Origin of the sequence: Pseudomonas putida, from assembly GCF_002025705.1 — a bacterium.
Lineage (GTDB): Bacteria > Pseudomonadota > Gammaproteobacteria > Pseudomonadales > Pseudomonadaceae > Aquipseudomonas > Aquipseudomonas putida_J.
This window is the reverse complement of sequence record NZ_CP018846.1, coordinates 2,785,888-2,801,905: the sequence shown is the minus strand read 5'-3', so window position 1 is coordinate 2,801,905 and position 16,018 is coordinate 2,785,888. Positions and strand designations below refer to the sequence as shown.

Below are 16,018 nucleotides of genomic sequence, written 5' to 3'. Positions count from 1 at the left end.
GAAGCGCAGGGGTTGCAATGCAATAGTTATAACGTAACATTTATTGTTTCCAGCCAAGCGAGACTGCCTTGATGACTGAAGACGAACTGCTGCGCCAGGCTCCAGCAGCCTACATGAACGAGGTACAACAGCAATTCTTCCGCACGCTGTTGTTTGACCAACGCTTTGACTTGCAAGCGCGCATCGACGAGGAATTCCAGGCCCTGCGCGAACAGGAAGTGCACAGCGACCCGGCTGACATCGGCAGTGCGGAAGAAGAAAGGCAATGGCGGCTGCGCTCACTGGAGCGGGAGAAGAAGCTGCTCGACAAGATCGACCAGGCGCTGGAGCGCCTGGCCCGTGGTGAATATGGCTGGTGCGAGGAAACCGGTGAGCCGATTGGCCTGCGCCGCCTGCTGCTGCGCCCCACGGCAACGTTGTGCATCGAAGCCAAGGAGCGCCAGGAACAGAAGGAGCGGCACCTGCGCGATGAGCGTTAGTCCGCTGCCAGTACCTGTGGCTGCAACTGCCAGCGTACCGAACTTACGCCTTTTTCCAGGCTCACCCGGCTGACCAGGCGTTCCAGTTGCGCCGAGGCCTGTGGGTTGCCGAGCAGTTCGGCGCGCACTTCCAGGCGTGCCGGGTTGGCCAGGTCCTCGCTGTGCAGCGATTGCAGGCGCAGTTGCGGGTCGCCCAGGCTGTGCAGCATCAGGCTGCGTACCTGGATTTCATCCTCGGCACGGCAGACGATGCGCACTTCGTAGTGCTGTTCGACCTCGCTGGCCGGCAGGACTTCCTGGCGATCGAGACGCTGGGCGATGTCGCGCAGCAGGATGTTGGCACACAGCACCATCAGGCTGCCCAGGGCCGCTTCCAGCAGCAGCCCGAGGCTGCAAAGCACGCCGACGGCAGCGGTGCACCAGAGGGTCGCGGCGGTGTTCAGCCCGCGCACATTGAAACCGTCACGCATGATGACCCCACCCCCGAGAAAACCGATACCCGACACCACGTAAGCGGCAACCCGGGAGGCGTCGGTAGGGGCCATGCCCGGTACTGCCTGGGTCATCAGCACGAACAGGCAGGCACCGGTGCTGACCAGCGCGTTGGTGCGCAGCCCGGTCAGGCGCTGACGCAGTTGGCGCTCGGCACCGATCAGGGCGCCCAGCAGCAGGGCAATGCCGACGCGCAGCAGAAAGACTTTCCAATCCATAGCAAACCTCTTTCACGGGCACACGCCCGCACGGTTGAATAACCAGAAAATGCGCAGGACCACGAAAGGGAAAGAGGAGGACAGCCTTCAAAGGCTGGGGAAATCCACCGTCTGGCTAATTGGCGAGACAGTGGCAGGCAACTGCCGGACTAGTTCGCCGTGTGGGCCTGTCGCAAGCGACTGGGGCTACTGTCCAAAGCAGGACTCCTGTTAAGGGATGCGAAATTGCGGGGCGGACCTTACGCCGCCAGCTACACAGGGTCAAGGGCAAAAACATGACAAGGGATTCATCCGGAAATGCCCTACACCCTGTCACGGCTGCATGGAAATAAACCTGGGTAATCGGTACCCTTGCGCCATTCTCCGCCATACCCCGGACCGTTACATGCTGTTCAATCTCGCCGTGTTGCTCGGCACCCTGGTGGCCATGGAAGGTGTCGGCACGCTGGCTCACAAGTACATCATGCATGGCTGGGGCTGGTGGCTGCACCGATCGCACCATGAGCCACAGCTGGGCATGCTGGAAACCAACGACCTGTACCTGGTGGCGCTGGGCCTAATTGCCACGGCGCTGGTCGCCCTGGGCAAGGCCGGCCATGCGCCATTGCAGTGGGTGGGTGCTGGCGTGGCCGGGTATGGGGTGCTTTACGTGCTGGCCCACGATGGCTTCTTTCACCGGCATTGGCCGCGCAGGCCGCGGCCGGTCAATCGTTACCTCAAGCGCCTGCACCGCGCCCATCAGCTGCATCACGCCGTGAAAGGGCGCACGGGCAGCGTCTCGTTCGGCTTCTTCTATGCGCCGCCGCTGAAGGTTCTCAAGCGCCAGTTGCAGGCGCGGCTGCCACGCGACCGCGGCTGACCCACCAGCCAAAACCGGCTGCGGTGAAGAACATGATCAGGCTGTACAGCGCGGCTGGCACGGCCATGGTGGCGTTGTTCAGCAGCGATGGGCTCAGCGCCAGGGCAATGGCCAGGGTGCCGTTGTGGATGCCGATTTCCATGCCGATGGCGATGGCCTGGCGCTTGGGGATGCTCAGCAGGCGTGGCACCCAGTAGCCGAGCGCCAGGCTGACCAGGTTGAACAGCAAGGCTGCCAGGCCCACCACCGGTGCATATTCGACGACGGTCTGCCAGTCCTTGGCCAGGGCCAGGACAATGGTGAATGCCAGGAACAGTGCCGCCACCAGCTTCATCGGTTTTTCCATGCGGGTGGCAAAGCGTGGTGCCCAGCGGCGGATCAGCATGCCCAGGGCCACAGGCAGCAGGACGATGGCGAACACCTGCATGACCTTGGCAAATTGCAGTGGGATGGCTTGGTCCGACGCCATGAACCAAGCCAGTGACAGGTTCACCAGCAGCGGCATGGTGAGGATCGCGATCAACGAATTGACCGCTGTCAGGGTGATGTTCAGCGCCACATCACCGTGGGCCAGGTGGCTGAACAGGTTGGCGGTGGTGCCGCCGGGGGAGGCTGCCAGCAACATCAGGCCGACGGCCAGCGCCGATTCCAGGCCAAAACCATTGGCGATCAGGAAGCAGATCAGCGGCAACAGCAGGATCTGGCAACACAGGCCGATCACCACCGGTTTCGGGTATTTCACCACGCGGGCGAAGTCGGCCAGCGTCAGGGACAACCCGAGACCGAGCATGATGATGCCCAAGGCCAGGGGGAGAAACGCAGTCAGCAAGGGTGAGGCGGTCATGGGCAGGCACTCGGGCAAGGGATGCAAGCAGTCTAGGCCGGCCCTGCGGGCTGGCTAATTGCAATGCGCCAGCACTTGGTAACCGTTTGTTACCGGATTCCCGCTAAACCTTGGCGTACAGCGCTGCCATGCCGCATTGCGATAGGCGCCCGGTCGCAGTAGCATTCCCGCTTTTGCCGAGGATTAGCCTGTCATGCCGTTCCAGCAAGGTCTGCTTGCCACCCCAGTGCCGGCCCATGCCCGTCATCTGTTCTTCGCCCTGCAGTCGCCCGAGGCGCTGCCAGCCGTACTGGATGCACTGCTGCCGCAGGTGGATGGCCAGAACCTGATCCTCGGTATCGGCGCGCCGCTGGTGAAAGCCCTTGGCCGCGACATTTCTGGCCTGCGTGCCTTCCCGCAGCTGGATGCTGCCGTGGAAAACCCGAGCACCCAACACGCCCTGTGGCTGTGGCTGCGCGGCAGCGAACGTGGCGAACTGTTGCTCCAGGCCCAGGCACTGGAACAGGCACTGGCCCCGGCATTGCGCCTGGCTGACAGTGTCGATGGCTTCCTGCACCGTGGTGGTCACGACCTGACCGGTTACGAAGACGGCACCGAAAACCCGGTGGACCAGGACGCTGTGCAAGCTGCCATTCTCGCCGGCGAACAACCAGGCCTGGCAGGCTCCAGCTTCGCCGCTTTCCAGCTGTGGAAGCATGACCTGGAGTATTTCAAGTCACTGCCCCAGGCCGACCAGGACAACATCATCGGCCGCCGCCTGAGCGACAACGAAGAGCTCGACGACGCCCCAGAGTCGGCCCACGTCAAGCGCACCGCCCAGGAGAGCTTCGAGCCAGAGGCCTTCATGGTGCGCCGCTCGGTCGCCTGGGCCGATAGCCGTGGCGCGGGCCTGGCGTTCGTGGCCCTGGGCCACAGCTTCGATGCCTTCGAAGTGCAGCTGCGGCGCATGAGCGGCCTGGAAGACGGCATCATCGATGGCCTGTACCGCTTCAGCCGGCCGCTGACCGGCGGCTACTACTGGTGCCCACCGATGGCCGAGGCGGGTGTAGACCTGAGCGCGCTGTTGCAGGGCTGATCACTTAACATCCAGATACAGAAACACCGGTCAGCGCAGGGTAGAGCGGCTAGCCTTGAAAGTTTCCGACTGATGACGGGAGCTTTGCCATGTACAAGCGTCGCGAAGTCCTACGCGCTGGTGCGGCTTTAGGCCTTGTGGCCGCCAGCCCTTGGTTGCATGCCGCAGGCTCCGCCGGGTTGCTGACGCGCAAGGTCCCGTTCACGGGCGAGGCCTTGCCGGTGATCGGCGCGGGCACATCCGGCAGTTTTGAGGTGGAGGCCGGCTCCGCCGAATACCAGCAGCTCAAGGTGGTGCTCAAGGCGTTCTTCGACGGTGGCGGCCGGGTCATCGACACCTCGCCCAATTATGGCGGTGCCGACAGCATCCTCGGGCAGTTGCTGGAGGAGGGCGGGTGGCATCGGCAATGCTTCATCGCCACCAAGATCGCCGCCGATAGCCGGGCCGATGCCGAAGCGCAATGGGCCGGCACGCTCAAAAGCCTGCGTACCGACAAGGTCGACCTGCTGCAGATCCACAACTTGCGCGACTGGCAGACACAATTGCCCTATGCCCGTGAGCTCAAGCAGCAGGGCAAGGCCCGTTACGTCGGTATCACCCATTACCTGAACAGCGGCCATCAGGACGTGGCGCGCATCGTGCGCAGCGAGCCGCTGGACTTCATCCAGATCAACTATTCGGTGAATGCGCCGCAAGCCGCGGGCGAACTGCTGCCGTTGTGCCAGGACAAGGGCGTCGCGGTGCTGATCAACCGTGCCTTCGACGACGGCCGGCTGTTTGCCAGGGTAAAAGACCAGGCCTTGCCGGCGTGGGCCGCAGAGGCTGGTATCGGCAGCTGGGCGCAGCTGTTTCTCAAGTTCGCCATCAGCCACCCGGCGGTGACTACGGTCATCCCCGCGACCGGGCGCCCGGAACGCCAGCTCGACCAGCTCAAGGCCGGGCACGAACCGCTGCTCAGCCAGGCGCAACAACAAGCGCTGATCAAGCAGTTCGCCTGAGGCGATGAGCAACTGGCGCAGGAGCCTCGATCAGGGGCTGAACATCCAGCCCGGCGAGGGCCCTGCGGTGCTCGCCGGATTGCTGCTGTTCTACCTGCTGTTCACTGGCTACTTCATGCTGCGCCCGGTGCGCGAAACCATGGGCGTGGCAGGCGGCGTGGAAAACCTGCAATGGCTATTCACCGGCACATTCATCGCAACCCTGGCCTGCCTGCCACTGTTCGGCTGGCTAGCGTCCAAGGTGCCTCGCCGGCACATTCTGCCCTGGAGCTATGGCTTCTTCGCCAGCAACCTGTTGCTGTTCGCGGCGCTGTTTGCTGTTGACCCTGAGAACATGTGGAGTGCCCGGGCTTTTTACATCTGGCTTTCGGTATTCAACCTGCTGACTATTTCCCTGGCCTGGAGCGTGCTTGCCGACCTGTTCTCCACCGAACAGGGCAAGCGCCTGTTCGGGCTTCTGGCCGCCGGGGCCAGCCTGGGCGGGCTGAGCGGGCCGATCCTGGGTGCGCTGCTGGTGGCGCCATTGGGGCATGCCGGGTTGCTGCTGCTGGCCGGGTTGTTTCTGCTCGGCAGCGTGATTGCTTGCGGGGTTGTGCAACGGTGGCGCGACCGCAACCCGCTACCTGCCGCCACCGAAGTCCCAGCATCCCGCCCCTTGGGCGGCAATCCTTTCGCCGGAGCAACGGCCGTGCTGCGCTCACCGTATCTGCTGGCGATTGCCTTGTTCGTCGTGCTGCTCGCCAGCGTCAGTACCTTCCTGTATTTCGAGCAGGCACGCATCGTCAGCGAAACCTTCACCGATCGTACGCGCCAGACCCAAGTGTTCGGCCTCATGGATACTGTGGTGCAGGCGCTGGCGATCCTCACCCAGGTGTTTCTCACCGGTCGGCTGGCCAAGCGCATGGGGGTCGGCGTGCTGCTGGTGGCCGTACCGCTGGTATTGGCGGCCGGCTTCGTGTGGCTGGCCCTGGCGCCGGTCTTTGCCGCGTTCGTGGTGGTGATGGTAGTACGCCGGGCGGGCGAGTATGCACTGGTGCGTCCGGGCCGTGAGATGCTGTTTACCGTGTTGCCGGCCGAGGACAAGTACAAGGCCAAGAACTTTATCGACACGGTGGTCTATCGCGGTGGTGATGCACTGAGCGGTTGGGTCAAGCGTGGGCTCGATGTGCTGGGTGAGCATCCGCAACTGGCCATGTTCATCGGCGCGCTGATCGCACTCGGTTGGGGGCTCACTGGAAGGTGGCTGGGGCGCAGGCAGCAGCAACTGGACACTCAGCAATCTTCCCGGCACTGATGCCCCTGTTTGGCGTACCAAATACATCCTCACCGCTTATTTAACGCCACCGGTCCGAACCCGTCGCAATAAAACGAATCCTCCGATATTGCCGCACTCCCAACCTATGTACGGCGACTGCCGTGCATTCCGAAGTCACATGAGGTTAGAGACCATGGCCAACAAAGAGAACAGCCGTACCGGCAGCCAAGGCAGCCAGGGTGGCAGCAAGAACCCAGGCAACTTCGCCAATGACCGGCAAAAGGCGTCCGATGCCGGCCGCAAGGGCGGCCAGTCCTCAGGCGGCAACATGCACCAGGACCGCGAGTCGGGCCGCAAGGGCGGCCGCTCATAAGTGACGGCAACGCAGTGCCGGGGCCTCCTGGCACTGCAAACAACCGGCATTTGAACAGCGGCGGGGGTTGCAATCAGCTAGCGATTGCCGTAAATGGCTGCGCCTATCGCAAGCCATTCGGAACACCTGCTCCATGATGCTGATCAAGCAATTCCCCGCCATCTCCCTCGCCGATACCTTGTTCGTCTTTGCATTGGAGGCGGAAGCCGGTGAAGTCTTCGCCGGTATGAACACCCTGTTCAGCGGGATCGGCAAGGTCAACGCCGCCATCGCGCTGACCAAGGCGATCCAGCAGCAGCGCCCCAAGTTGATCGTCAACCTCGGTTCGGCTGGCAGCCAGCGCCATGGCAAGGGTGAGGTGGTGTGTTGCACGCGCTTCGTGCAGCGCGATATGGACGTGACCCCGCTGGGCTTCGCCCGCTACCAGACGCCGCTGTCGAATGTGCCGGTGCTGCTCGAACATGGCCAGACCATCCCCGGCCTGCCGCTGGAAACCTGCGGCAGTGGCGACAGCTTCGAGATCAACCATGGCGAGGCCCCTTACGATGTGGTCGACATGGAGGCCTATGTGTTCGCGCTGATCGCACGTGATGAAGGCATTCCGTTCGTTTGCCTGAAGTACATTTCCGATGACGCAGGCAGCGATGCTGCAGAAGATTGGGCAGTACAGGTGCACCTAGCAGCCGAGGCGTTCAAGCGGGTGTTGTTCACCCAGGCAGCGCCGGGGCAGGCGTGACCGCTGCCGCAGGGCAGATCGAGTAAACCTTCATCGCCCAACGTAGTCATTCCAGATAGGCGTCCAACTTCGCACCTGAGAGGGGCTACTCATGGCCAGGGCTATCTGGAAAGGCGCAATCAGCTTTGGGCTGGTGCATATCCCGGTGTCGCTCAACACCGCCGTGCGCACCGAGCGGGTCGACTTCGACTGGCTCGACAAACGCAGCATGGAGCCGGTGGGCTACAAGCGGATCAACAAGGTCACCGGCAAGGAAATCGACAAGGACAACATCGTCAAGGGCGTGGAGTACGAGAAGGGCCGCTACGTGGTGATCAGCGAAGAAGAGATCCGCAAGGCCCGCCCCGAAGCCACGCAGACCATCGATATCTTCTCGTTTGTCGAGGCCACGGACATCCCCCTGCAGCATTTCGACACGCCGTATTACCTGAGCCCAGACAAGCGCGGTGGCAAGGTCTATGCGCTGCTGCGCGAAACCCTGGACAGCACCGGCAAGGTGGCGTTGGCGACGGTGGTACTGCATACCCGCCAGCACCTGGCGCTGCTGCGCCCGCTGGACGATGCGCTGGTGATGATCACCCTGCGCTGGCCAGAGGAAGTGCGCGGGCTGGACAGCCTGGAGCTGGACAAGAGCGTGACTGACAGCAAGCCCGACAAGCGCGAACTGGCAATGGCCAAGCGGCTGGTGGAAGACATGAGCGGGCCGTGGGCGCCGGATGAATACCACGATGCATTTCGCCAGACCATCATGGACCTGGTGGAGGAGAAGGCCAGCAAAGGCAAGATCAGCGTGGTGGAAAAAGGCGAGGCTGGGGCCGCCGAGAAAGGTGCCGACATCATCGACCTTACCGAACTGCTCAAGCGCAGCCTGGGTGGCAAGGCAACCAACAAACCCGCCCCTGAGAAGAAACCGGCCAAGCGCCCCCGCAAGGCCTCCTGAATCCTGTTCCGGCCTCTTCGCGGGCAAACCCGTGGCACAGATATCGAAATTTGCGCGAAACCTGTGGCACAGACCGAAGTTCGCGCGAAACCTGTGGGAGCGGGCTTGCCCGCGAAGAGGCCGGAACAGGCACTACAGACTCGCCAGATAATCCCCGAATCCTTCCCGGCACCGGCTGTCGATACGGCTACTGGTTGCCACGCTATGCCTGGCCGTCCACACGATCCGTGCCCCGTCGGCCTCCAGATCGCGCACCAGTTGCACATCTTCGTGTGCCGCCAGCGGTTGAAACCCGCCCACCCGTTCATAGGCCCGGGCACACACGCCCAGATTGGCCCCATGAACATGCCGATGGCCCTCCCGCGCTTCATAGCGGCTGAGGTACAGCTTGCGCAGCGCTGCCCGTTGCCAGGGCTGCCAGCAAGCGATATGCACCGTGCCGCAGACCACATCGGCCGTACAGGCCAGTTGCGACAACAGCCAGTGCGCAGGCACCTGGCTGTCGGCGTCGGTGCAGGCCAGCCAGCTTGCACCCCGCTGGAGCATCCATTCGGCCCCCAGCCGACGCGCCATGCCGACGCTTCCGGCCTCGACCGCAAGCACATCGACATCATACCCAGCGGTTACCTTGACGCTGCCATCGACACAGCGATCGAGCACCACCAATACATTCACAGCATGGCCTGCCTGTTTTGCCACGTTTGCCGCTGCGGCCATGGCCTTCAGGCAGCGCCCGAGGCGCCGTGCTTCATTGTGCGCGGGAATCACCACGCCAATCATGTGCAGGTCTCATCCAGGTCGACCACGCTAGGCTGGCAAGACCAGTACTCCAGCAGAAAGTCGGCTTCCTCGTGGCGGTAGACCGGAAACAATGGCAAGTGCCTGGCCAGCAACTGGTGTACCTCACGGCCATTTTGCGGGCAGCCGGCGATCGGGTGCTTCCAGTGGCAGGCCAGCAGGCCACCGTCATGGGTCAGGCTGGCCAGCGACTGCTCGATGACCTGCAGCCAATCGGTGGGGTCGAGGTAATAGCCCACTTCGCTGAGCACGATCAGGTCGAAGCAGCCCCCCGGCCAGTCGCCCGGCAACCTGGCCCGTTCGACCACCGCATTCGGCACATCGGCCAGGCGCTCGCGGGCGAGGGCCACCGCGGTAGGGTCAAGGTCCTGGCAGAGCAGGTCAGCGCAGCGCTCGGCCAGCAGCACACTCAACTCGCCATTGGCGCATGCCGGCTCGAATACCCGCTGATAGCACTGGCGCGGCAGGCTGGCCATGACCAGCTCGCGTTTACGTTTTTCGTACCACCGTGACCGAAAAGCCCACGGGTCTGCATTGTTGGCGTACAGGTCGGCGAAATACTGCGCATCGAGGCTCATGGCGACTCCGGTTACACAAACACCAGTTCGAAAGGTTGCAGCAGGCAGTCCAGCAGCCTGGCTGGCAGTACAGGCGGGCGCGGGCCGTCCGGCTCCAGCTGGCTGACATGCGCAGCCAGGGCCTTGCGCTTGCGTGCCAGGGTGGCCTCATCGAGCTCGATACGCTGGGCACGGGGCCAGGGCAGGCGAGGGTCGTCCGGTTGCGCCCAGTGCCAGGCCCACACCGGTACTTCGACCAGCTGCGCCTTGCGCGCCAGGGCGGCCTGGGCTGCGGCCCTGCCAACGGCTTCGTGGTCGCAGTGGCCGTCGCCACGCCAGGTGGCCATCAGCACATCATCGGGCCGCAGCACCTGGGTCAGGTGGTTGACCAGGAAGGCTTCCTCGCGGGGCAAGGTGCCGTCCTTCAGATTCAGCCTGCGCCAGTCCAGGCGGTTCAGGTCCAGGTCGAGCTGCTGCAAGGCCTGGCGGCTCTCCAGAGGGCGTTGCCGGCGCAGGCGATGCTCGGTCCAGTGCTCGGAGCCTGGATGGCTGCCTTCGCCGTCAGTGCTGGAAATCAGCAGAAGTTCGTCTTCGCGACCGCGAAAATGCGTCAGCAGCCCACCGGCCATGAGGATCTCATCGTCCGGGTGCGGTGCGATCAGTACCAGGCGGCGCCCAGGCGGGCACAATTGCTGCGGGGTTATCCAGGTGGCGCGGGCCAGATGCGCGGCCTGTTGCCACTCGGCCCATGGGGTGCCGTCACTGGTCTGAATCAGGTTTGTCTTCATAGCTTCCAGGCTCCTGCGGGCACTTGTGTCAGTTGCTTGCCCAGTGCAGCCAGATCGCGCTCGGCGTGGCTCTGGCGAAGGAATACCGGCAGGTCGGCGCTGAGCCTGGCGAAGTGGCTGTTGCGACAGAAGGGTGTGGCGCCCAGCGCGCGGCCTACGTGGCTGATCACCTGCTCGACCGCCTGTTCGACCTGGGCGCGGGTACGCCGTACCTCGAAGCTGGCATCGGCATCGGGCTGCCGGTCGATCCACGCCGCGCATTCGCGCAGTGCTGCGCGGGCGCCGAACAGGGCCGCGTCCACTGCACCCAGGTGGGCATCGGCATGAGCGTCCGGGCGCGGTGTGCGACAATGCGCCCGCAGGTAGTCAGCCAAGGCTTCGGCAGCGCCGTACCAACAGGCGGCAATGCCTGCGCCGCCATGCCAGAAGCCGGGGCGTGACAGGTATTGGCCAGGCCGGCCGATGGCGACGCCAGGGGTATCGTCGAATTCCACCTCGATACTTGCCGTGGTCGCCATGCCCACGGCCTGCCAGCGGTCGATGCTCAAACCCTGGCTCGGCTGTGCCAGCTCGATGGCCACCAGTTGCGGCTGGTCATCATCAGCCCAGGCGGTAATCAGTGCCCGGTCGATCTGCAATGCACCGGAGCACCAGGCCTTGCGCCCGGCCAGCCGCACCTGGTTGCCGTCGCGCGCGACAATGCGCGCACGGGCATCGGGTGGCTCGGCTGCCCAGACGCCCCAGATGCCTTCACCCACCCGGTGCGCCGCGCCACACTCGGCGAGGATCGCCAACGCGTCGGTATGGCCTTCGTAAAGCTTGGCCAGCGCCAGGTCGCAACCGGCCACTCGCGCCAGGGTTTGCCAGCGGCGCAAAGTGCTGCCTTGCCCGGGCAGTGGCAGCAGGTCCAGGTGGTCGGCCTTGAGTGCCTGGATCAGCTGTGGCAGCTGGGTATCGAGGTTCAGGGGCTGCGGCCGCTCGCCAAAAGTGCGTAACAGCCGGTCGAGGTTGTTGAGGTCGAAATCCTGGATGATGCTCATGCCATCCCCATTTGCTTGCGCATGCGTGCGGTGACCGATTGGCGAGTCTTGGCCATGTCGGCCCAGGGGTCGTCGACTTCGGCCAGGCGCTCGCGCAGGTTGCCGATATGCCACTGGTTGGCGCCCTTGAGCTGGGTCAGTTCCTCGCGCCAGATCGGGACCGATACGGGTAACCCTTCACGGGCGCGCAGGGAGTAGGCGCACACGGTGGTGGCGCCTTTGCCGTTGCGCAGGTAGTCGATGAAGATCTTGCCGACCCGGTTCCTGGGCCCCGAGACTGCACTGAGGCGGTCGGGGAACAGCCTGGCCAGGTAGTCGACGATGGCGTGGCTGAAGTCCTTGATCTCATCCCAGCCGGCACGGCGGGTGAGGGGCACGACCAGGTGCATGCCCTTGCCGCCGCTGGTCTTGAGGAACACTTTCAAGCCGAGCTCGTCGAGCAGGGTGAGGGCCAGTTGCGTGGCCTCGAGCATGGCCTTCCAGGGCAGCGCCGGGTCCGGGTCGAGGTCGAGCACGAAGCGGTCGGGTTTGTCGAAGTCTTTGTCAGTGGCGTTCCAGGTGTGCATCTCCAGCATGTTCATCTGCACGGCGCCCAGCAATGTGTCGGGGCGGTTGATGACCATTGCGGTCTGGCCGGCTTCGGCTTTGTCGTAGCTGAGCACATGGGGGATGTGCAACTGCTCGGCGTTCTTCTGGAAAAACAGCTCGCCAGCCAGGCCGTCCGGTGCGCGCACCAGGGCTACGGGGCGGTCCTTGAGCTGCGGCAGCAGCCATTGGCTGACCTCGGCGTAGTACTCGGCGACCTGTCGCTTGCTCGCGCCAATGGTGGCGTCGATCACCCGCTCGGGGTGGGTCAGGTGCAACTCGCCGAGGTTGTCTGGCAGGTCGGGTTGCTTGCGTTTGGGCACGGTCTTGCCGGGCATGGCGCGCTCCAGGTCGATGGCGGTGGCCGGTTTGTCGTCACGCAGCCCATGGAACACCGCGTGGCGCACCACGCCATCGCGGGTCATCTGGGCGTAGCCAACCTCGGCCAGCAATTGCGGCTTGAGCCAGTGCACGCCCCGGGCCTCGGCGCCGGTCGGCGCCTTGGGCAAGGCGGGCTTGGCGATCTCCAGGGGCTTGAGCCGGGCGTGGATGTTGCCCAGCGTGGCGGCGCTGAAACCAGTGCCGACCTTGCCGGCATAACGCAATTCGCCGCGCTCATTGTCGTGCAGGGCCAGCAGCAGGGCGCCAAAACCGTTGCGGCTGCCTTTGGGGTCGGTGAAGCCGACGACCACGAACTCCTGGCGTTGCTTGCACTTGAGTTTCACCCAGTCGGCACTGCGTCGGCCAACGTAGGGGCTGTCGGCCCGTTTGCCGATCAGCCCTTCAAGTTCCAGGCGGCAGGCACTGTCAAGCAGCGAGTCGACCGGCTGGTCGAAGTCCTCGGAATATCGCAGAACCTGCGATTCATTGTGATCGAGCAATTGGCGCAAGGCAGCCCGGCGTTCCTGCAACGGCAGTTGGCGCAAATCCTGGCCGCCCAGATACGGCAGGTCGAATAAGTAGTAGATGATCTGTTCGTCGTGATCGGTGTCGAAGGCGTTCTGCAGGGCCTGGAAGTCGGCCTTGCCGCTGTCGTCATTGACGACCATTTCGCCGTCGAGCCACGCAGCGTCCACACCCAGAGCGCGCAGCGCTGCCACTTGCCTGGGCATTTTGGCGCTCCAGTCATGGCCGTTGCGGGTGAACAGCCGAATATCGTCGCCTTCAAGCCGGGCGAGGATGCGGTAGCCATCGAATTTCACTTCATAACGCCAGTCGCCGTTGGGGGGCGAGTCGACCAGCGTGGCCAGTTGCGGCTGCAGGTGGTCAGGCAGCTTGGCTTTCACCGCGCGGCGACGTGCAGGCGGGCGCTTGGCTTCAGTGGCAGGCTGGGGCGCCAGCGTACGCTCACTGAGCACACTGCCCGGCTGCGCTTCGACAATGCTGTATTCGGCCTCGCTGCGCGCCTCGCCGTCGTGCGATTTGACCAGCATCCACTGCTCTTGCTTGCCGGCCAGGCGCGTGCGGAACAGGTTCCACACACCGTTGAGTTTTTCGCCCTGCAGACGGAAGCGCAGCTTGCCCTTGGCATACGCCTGGTGAGCGTCGCCTTCCGGCTCCCAGACACCCCTGTCCCAGACGATCACATCACCGGCCCCATAGTGGCCCTCGGGGATATTCCCTTCGAACCCGGCATAGTCCAGCGGGTGGTCTTCGACATGAACCGCCAGACGCCGCACTTTCGGGTCGAGCGAGGGGCCTTTGGGAATGGCCCAGCTTTTCAGCGTGCCGTCCAGTTCGAGGCGAAAGTCGTAGTGCAGGTGGCTGGCGTCGTGTTTCTGGATGCAAAACTGCAAGGCGTGGGCGTGCTTGCCGCGGCTGCGCTGGCCAGCGGGTTCGGGCGTGGCGTTGAAGTCGCGCTTGCGCCGGTATTCGGCAAGGAGCTTGGACATGGCGGGCTCCACAGGGATTCGCTGTCTGTAGATTGGGAGGCGGCCGCCCGCTGGGTAGTTCAAAAAAACTCTGAATCATCCGCAGCTTGATGGAGTCGACCGTCTGTACCTGTTTGCTGGAGAGCACCCATGAGCCGCCCCGATGACCCCAAGCACTACACGCCCACTGAAATCGACGACACCGAAGACCGCATGGGCAGCGTCCATGAGCTGGATTTCAGTGATCGGCAAGACGACCGTGAAGGCCGGATCGGTGATGAACGGCCAGCCGCCGAGGTTGCCCAGGAGTTCCCTGCGCGCCGCGTTGCCGAAAGCGGCATGACCGGTGGCGAAGCCCTGAGCGACAGCCTGCATGAAGACAACGTGACCTACGATGACCTCAGCCCCGACACCTTGCTGGACGAAAGCGGCGCCCGCGACCCGTATGAGCCAGGCGATGGTGACGGGCCGGCGGACCAGAGCCTGCGCCGCGTGGATGCCGACGAAATTGGTGGCGGTTTCGGCCTGGACGAGGCGGAACTTGCACGTTCCGCACCGCTGGACGGTGAGCCGTGGACCGACGACGTGATCGAGGATGACGAGGGAAACAGCGCTTGAGCGTGTGAAAGCGAGCGCGCCGCGCGGGCGGCGCTCGATTCATGCCTGCCTTGAACGCTCAGGGCAGGCAGCAGGTAGCAGGCTCAATGACCGCCCTTCATGCGCCTGGCCACCAGGTAGATCACCAGGCCTGCCAACGCGGTGGCCGCACCGATGTAGCCGGTGCTGGTCCAACCCAGGCCGGCGCTGATGGCCATGCCGCCAAACCATGGGCCCAGGGCGTTGGCCAGGTTGAATGCGGCATGGTTGGAAGCGGCCGCCAGGCTTGGCGCTTCATGGGCGATGTCCATCAGGCGGATCTGCAGCGGCGCAGCCAGGGCGATCATGGTGCCGACCAGGCCGATCCCCAGCAGCACTGACCACAGCGCGTGGGCGGCGAAGCTGAAGAACAGCAGCACGGCTGCCGACCACACCAGCACGATGCCCACGGCGCGGAACTGCAGGCGGTCGAACAGCTTGCCGCCGGCAATGTTGCCGATGATGCCGCCAGCACCGAATGCAGCCAGGCCGAAGGGGATCCACTCCGGCGCCACCTGGGTTACCTGCAGCATGGTCGGGGCCAGGTAGCTGAACACGCAGAACATACCGGCGAAGCCGATCGCGGCAATGCCCAGCGCCATCCACACCTGCGGCAGGGTGAAGGCTTGCAGTTCCTTGCGCGGGTCGCTGCGCGGCTCATCGTGGCGCTGCGGTACGTAACGCCAGACCAGCGCGATGGTGCACAGGGCGATGGCACCAACCAGCACGAAAGCCGAGCGCCAGCCGAAGAACTGGCCGAGGAAGGTCGCGACCGGGTTGCCCAGCAGCATCGCCAGGGTCAGGCCCATCATTACCCTGGCCACGGCGCCCGCGCGCTGGTTGCTGGGTACCATGCTCGACGCCACCACGGCGGCGATACCGAAGTAGGCGCCATGGGGCAGGCCGCTGATGAAGCGGAAGGCAACCATGCTGGCGAACGACGGGGCAAAGGCGGTGGCCAGGTTGCCGATGGCATAAAGTGCCATGAGCAATAGCAGCATGTGCTTGCGCAACAGCTTGGCACCGAGGATGGCCAGGGTGGGGGCGCCGACCACCACACCCAGCGCATAGGCGCTGATGGCATGGCCGACTTGCGGCTCGCTCAATTGCAGGTTGCTGGCGATATCGGGCATCAGGCCCATGATGGCGAATTCGCCGGTGCCGATGGCGAAGCTGCCCAGTGCCATGGCAGCTTCCATCTTGCCGACGTCGCCCTTGGAAGCGGCGAGCGGCGGTAATTCCTGAACAGACATTGCGGTCCCTTATGAAACATACTGAAACGTTTAATGAGGGATCATACCATTCAAGGGTCGGGCGGAGGCTTTGCAGCGGCTGTGAGATCGAGCGCCGCCCGCGCGGCGCATCGCGGATGAATCCGCTCCTACAGTTTGTTGCAACGTGGCCATGCCTATGAGGCCATAGTTGTCAGCCTTGTTTACAAGGCTCAAGACATGCGCCAAGGCTGGCAACCATG

17 protein-coding genes are annotated in these 16,018 nt (G+C 64.0%); 9 read left to right on the top strand and 8 right to left on the bottom strand.

Features of this window, described 5'->3' with window-relative positions; genetic code table 11:
* Nucleotides 1–71 precede the first annotated feature (71 nt).
* Nucleotides 72–479 carry an RNA polymerase-binding protein DksA gene (dksA, locus tag BUQ73_RS12560; RefSeq protein ID WP_079228218.1) on the top strand — a complete coding sequence of 136 codons (408 nt, stop codon included), beginning with the start codon at nucleotides 72–74 and terminating at the stop codon, nucleotides 477–479.
* Here the strand turns inward: dksA and BUQ73_RS12555 are convergent.
* The gene (locus BUQ73_RS12555) at nucleotides 476–1,189 is read right to left on the bottom strand and encodes an MgtC/SapB family protein (protein WP_079228217.1); all 714 of its coding nucleotides are present in this window, start codon (nucleotides 1,187–1,189) and stop codon (nucleotides 476–478) included. The two genes, dksA and BUQ73_RS12555, sit on opposite strands and share 4 nt — an antisense overlap.
* Nucleotides 1,190–1,574: 385 nt before the next feature.
* Here BUQ73_RS12555 and BUQ73_RS12550 point away from each other — a divergent pair, with 385 nt between their 5' ends.
* The gene (locus BUQ73_RS12550; protein ID WP_027917300.1) at nucleotides 1,575–2,048 is read left to right on the top strand and encodes a sterol desaturase family protein; all 474 of its coding nucleotides are present in this window, start codon (nucleotides 1,575–1,577) and stop codon (nucleotides 2,046–2,048) included.
* Here BUQ73_RS12550 and BUQ73_RS12545 read toward each other — a convergent pair.
* Nucleotides 2,005–2,892 (bottom strand): bile acid:sodium symporter family protein, encoded by an 888-nt coding sequence (locus BUQ73_RS12545; RefSeq protein WP_079228216.1) that lies wholly within the window; start codon nucleotides 2,890–2,892, stop codon nucleotides 2,005–2,007. The genes BUQ73_RS12550 and BUQ73_RS12545 overlap by 44 nt on opposite strands.
* A 193-nt stretch (nucleotides 2,893–3,085) precedes the next feature.
* On the opposite strand from BUQ73_RS12545, the gene BUQ73_RS12540 reads away from it, so the two are divergent.
* From BUQ73_RS12540 to BUQ73_RS12515, 6 genes are all read left to right on the top strand, one after another.
* The gene (locus tag BUQ73_RS12540) at nucleotides 3,086–3,967 is read left to right on the top strand and encodes a Dyp-type peroxidase (RefSeq protein ID WP_079228215.1); all 882 of its coding nucleotides are present in this window, start codon (nucleotides 3,086–3,088) and stop codon (nucleotides 3,965–3,967) included.
* An 89-nt stretch (nucleotides 3,968–4,056) separates the two neighbouring features.
* On the top strand, nucleotides 4,057–4,965 hold the full coding sequence (locus BUQ73_RS12535) for an aldo/keto reductase (protein WP_079228214.1): 909 nt from the start codon (nucleotides 4,057–4,059) through the stop codon (nucleotides 4,963–4,965).
* A gap of 4 nt (nucleotides 4,966–4,969) precedes the next feature.
* Nucleotides 4,970–6,259, top strand: a complete 1,290-nt coding sequence (locus BUQ73_RS12530) for an NTP/NDP exchange transporter (RefSeq protein ID WP_079228213.1) — start codon at nucleotides 4,970–4,972, stop codon at nucleotides 6,257–6,259.
* 154 nt (nucleotides 6,260–6,413) lie between these two features.
* A complete protein-coding gene (locus BUQ73_RS12525; RefSeq protein ID WP_079228212.1) occupies nucleotides 6,414–6,593 on the top strand; it encodes a general stress protein in 180 nt (59 codons plus the stop codon).
* Nucleotides 6,594–6,726: 133 nt separating this feature from the next.
* Complete coding sequence (locus BUQ73_RS12520) at nucleotides 6,727–7,329, top strand: nucleosidase (RefSeq protein WP_079228211.1); 603 nt, start codon at nucleotides 6,727–6,729, stop codon at nucleotides 7,327–7,329.
* Nucleotides 7,330–7,420: 91 nt separating this feature from the next.
* Complete coding sequence (locus tag BUQ73_RS12515) at nucleotides 7,421–8,269, top strand: Ku protein (protein WP_079228210.1); 849 nt, start codon at nucleotides 7,421–7,423, stop codon at nucleotides 8,267–8,269.
* A 132-nt stretch (nucleotides 8,270–8,401) separates the two neighbouring features.
* Here the strand turns inward: BUQ73_RS12515 and BUQ73_RS12510 are convergent, their stop codons facing one another.
* From BUQ73_RS12510 to ligD, 5 genes are read right to left on the bottom strand one after another with little or no spacing between them, the layout of a single operon-like run.
* Nucleotides 8,402–9,049, bottom strand: coding sequence for a glycosyltransferase (locus tag BUQ73_RS12510; protein WP_079228209.1), 648 nt, complete (start codon nucleotides 9,047–9,049; stop codon nucleotides 8,402–8,404).
* The gene (locus tag BUQ73_RS12505; RefSeq protein ID WP_079228208.1) at nucleotides 9,046–9,645 is read right to left on the bottom strand and encodes a class I SAM-dependent methyltransferase; all 600 of its coding nucleotides are present in this window, start codon (nucleotides 9,643–9,645) and stop codon (nucleotides 9,046–9,048) included. The genes BUQ73_RS12510 and BUQ73_RS12505 overlap by 4 nt, the downstream gene beginning before the upstream one ends.
* 11 nt (nucleotides 9,646–9,656) lie before the next feature.
* Nucleotides 9,657–10,412 (bottom strand): PIG-L deacetylase family protein, encoded by a 756-nt coding sequence (locus tag BUQ73_RS12500; protein WP_079228207.1) that lies wholly within the window; start codon nucleotides 10,410–10,412, stop codon nucleotides 9,657–9,659.
* Nucleotides 10,409–11,452 (bottom strand): acyl-CoA dehydrogenase family protein, encoded by a 1,044-nt coding sequence (locus BUQ73_RS12495; RefSeq protein ID WP_079228206.1) that lies wholly within the window; start codon nucleotides 11,450–11,452, stop codon nucleotides 10,409–10,411. Before BUQ73_RS12495 ends, BUQ73_RS12500 begins: the two co-directional genes overlap by 4 nt.
* Nucleotides 11,449–13,929: a DNA ligase D gene (gene ligD / locus BUQ73_RS12490; protein WP_079228205.1), complete on the bottom strand. Its 2,481-nt coding sequence runs from the start codon at nucleotides 13,927–13,929 to the stop codon at nucleotides 11,449–11,451. The genes BUQ73_RS12495 and ligD overlap by 4 nt, the downstream gene beginning before the upstream one ends.
* A gap of 129 nt (nucleotides 13,930–14,058) precedes the next feature.
* Between ligD and BUQ73_RS12485 the strand changes: the two genes are divergently transcribed.
* Entirely contained in the window at nucleotides 14,059–14,526 is a 468-nt protein-coding gene (locus tag BUQ73_RS12485) for a phosphotransferase system, HPr-related protein (protein ID WP_079228204.1), read from the top strand.
* 83 nt (nucleotides 14,527–14,609) lie between these two features.
* Here BUQ73_RS12485 and BUQ73_RS12480 read toward each other — a convergent pair whose 3' ends face one another.
* Nucleotides 14,610–15,797, bottom strand: a complete 1,188-nt coding sequence (locus BUQ73_RS12480; protein WP_192858700.1) for an MFS transporter — start codon at nucleotides 15,795–15,797, stop codon at nucleotides 14,610–14,612.
* Nucleotides 15,798–16,018 lie beyond the last annotated feature (221 nt).

Coding starts and splice junctions, on each gene's coding strand:
- dksA (WP_079228218.1), top strand. CDS start 72: ATGACTGAAGACGAACTGCTGCGCCAGGCTCCAGCAGCCTACATGAAC.
- BUQ73_RS12555 (WP_079228217.1), bottom strand. CDS start 1,189: ATGGATTGGAAAGTCTTTCTGCTGCGCGTCGGCATTGCCCTGCTGCTG.
- BUQ73_RS12550 (WP_027917300.1), top strand. CDS start 1,575: ATGCTGTTCAATCTCGCCGTGTTGCTCGGCACCCTGGTGGCCATGGAA.
- BUQ73_RS12545 (WP_079228216.1), bottom strand. CDS start 2,892: ATGACCGCCTCACCCTTGCTGACTGCGTTTCTCCCCCTGGCCTTGGGC.
- BUQ73_RS12540 (WP_079228215.1), top strand. CDS start 3,086: ATGCCGTTCCAGCAAGGTCTGCTTGCCACCCCAGTGCCGGCCCATGCC.
- BUQ73_RS12535 (WP_079228214.1), top strand. CDS start 4,057: ATGTACAAGCGTCGCGAAGTCCTACGCGCTGGTGCGGCTTTAGGCCTT.
- BUQ73_RS12530 (WP_079228213.1), top strand. CDS start 4,970: ATGAGCAACTGGCGCAGGAGCCTCGATCAGGGGCTGAACATCCAGCCC.
- BUQ73_RS12525 (WP_079228212.1), top strand. CDS start 6,414: ATGGCCAACAAAGAGAACAGCCGTACCGGCAGCCAAGGCAGCCAGGGT.
- BUQ73_RS12520 (WP_079228211.1), top strand. CDS start 6,727: ATGATGCTGATCAAGCAATTCCCCGCCATCTCCCTCGCCGATACCTTG.
- BUQ73_RS12515 (WP_079228210.1), top strand. CDS start 7,421: ATGGCCAGGGCTATCTGGAAAGGCGCAATCAGCTTTGGGCTGGTGCAT.
- BUQ73_RS12510 (WP_079228209.1), bottom strand. CDS start 9,049: ATGATTGGCGTGGTGATTCCCGCGCACAATGAAGCACGGCGCCTCGGG.
- BUQ73_RS12505 (WP_079228208.1), bottom strand. CDS start 9,645: ATGAGCCTCGATGCGCAGTATTTCGCCGACCTGTACGCCAACAATGCA.
- BUQ73_RS12500 (WP_079228207.1), bottom strand. CDS start 10,412: ATGAAGACAAACCTGATTCAGACCAGTGACGGCACCCCATGGGCCGAG.
- BUQ73_RS12495 (WP_079228206.1), bottom strand. CDS start 11,452: ATGAGCATCATCCAGGATTTCGACCTCAACAACCTCGACCGGCTGTTA.
- ligD (WP_079228205.1), bottom strand. CDS start 13,929: ATGTCCAAGCTCCTTGCCGAATACCGGCGCAAGCGCGACTTCAACGCC.
- BUQ73_RS12485 (WP_079228204.1), top strand. CDS start 14,059: ATGAGCCGCCCCGATGACCCCAAGCACTACACGCCCACTGAAATCGAC.
- BUQ73_RS12480 (WP_192858700.1), bottom strand. CDS start 15,797: ATGTCTGTTCAGGAATTACCGCCGCTCGCCGCTTCCAAGGGCGACGTC.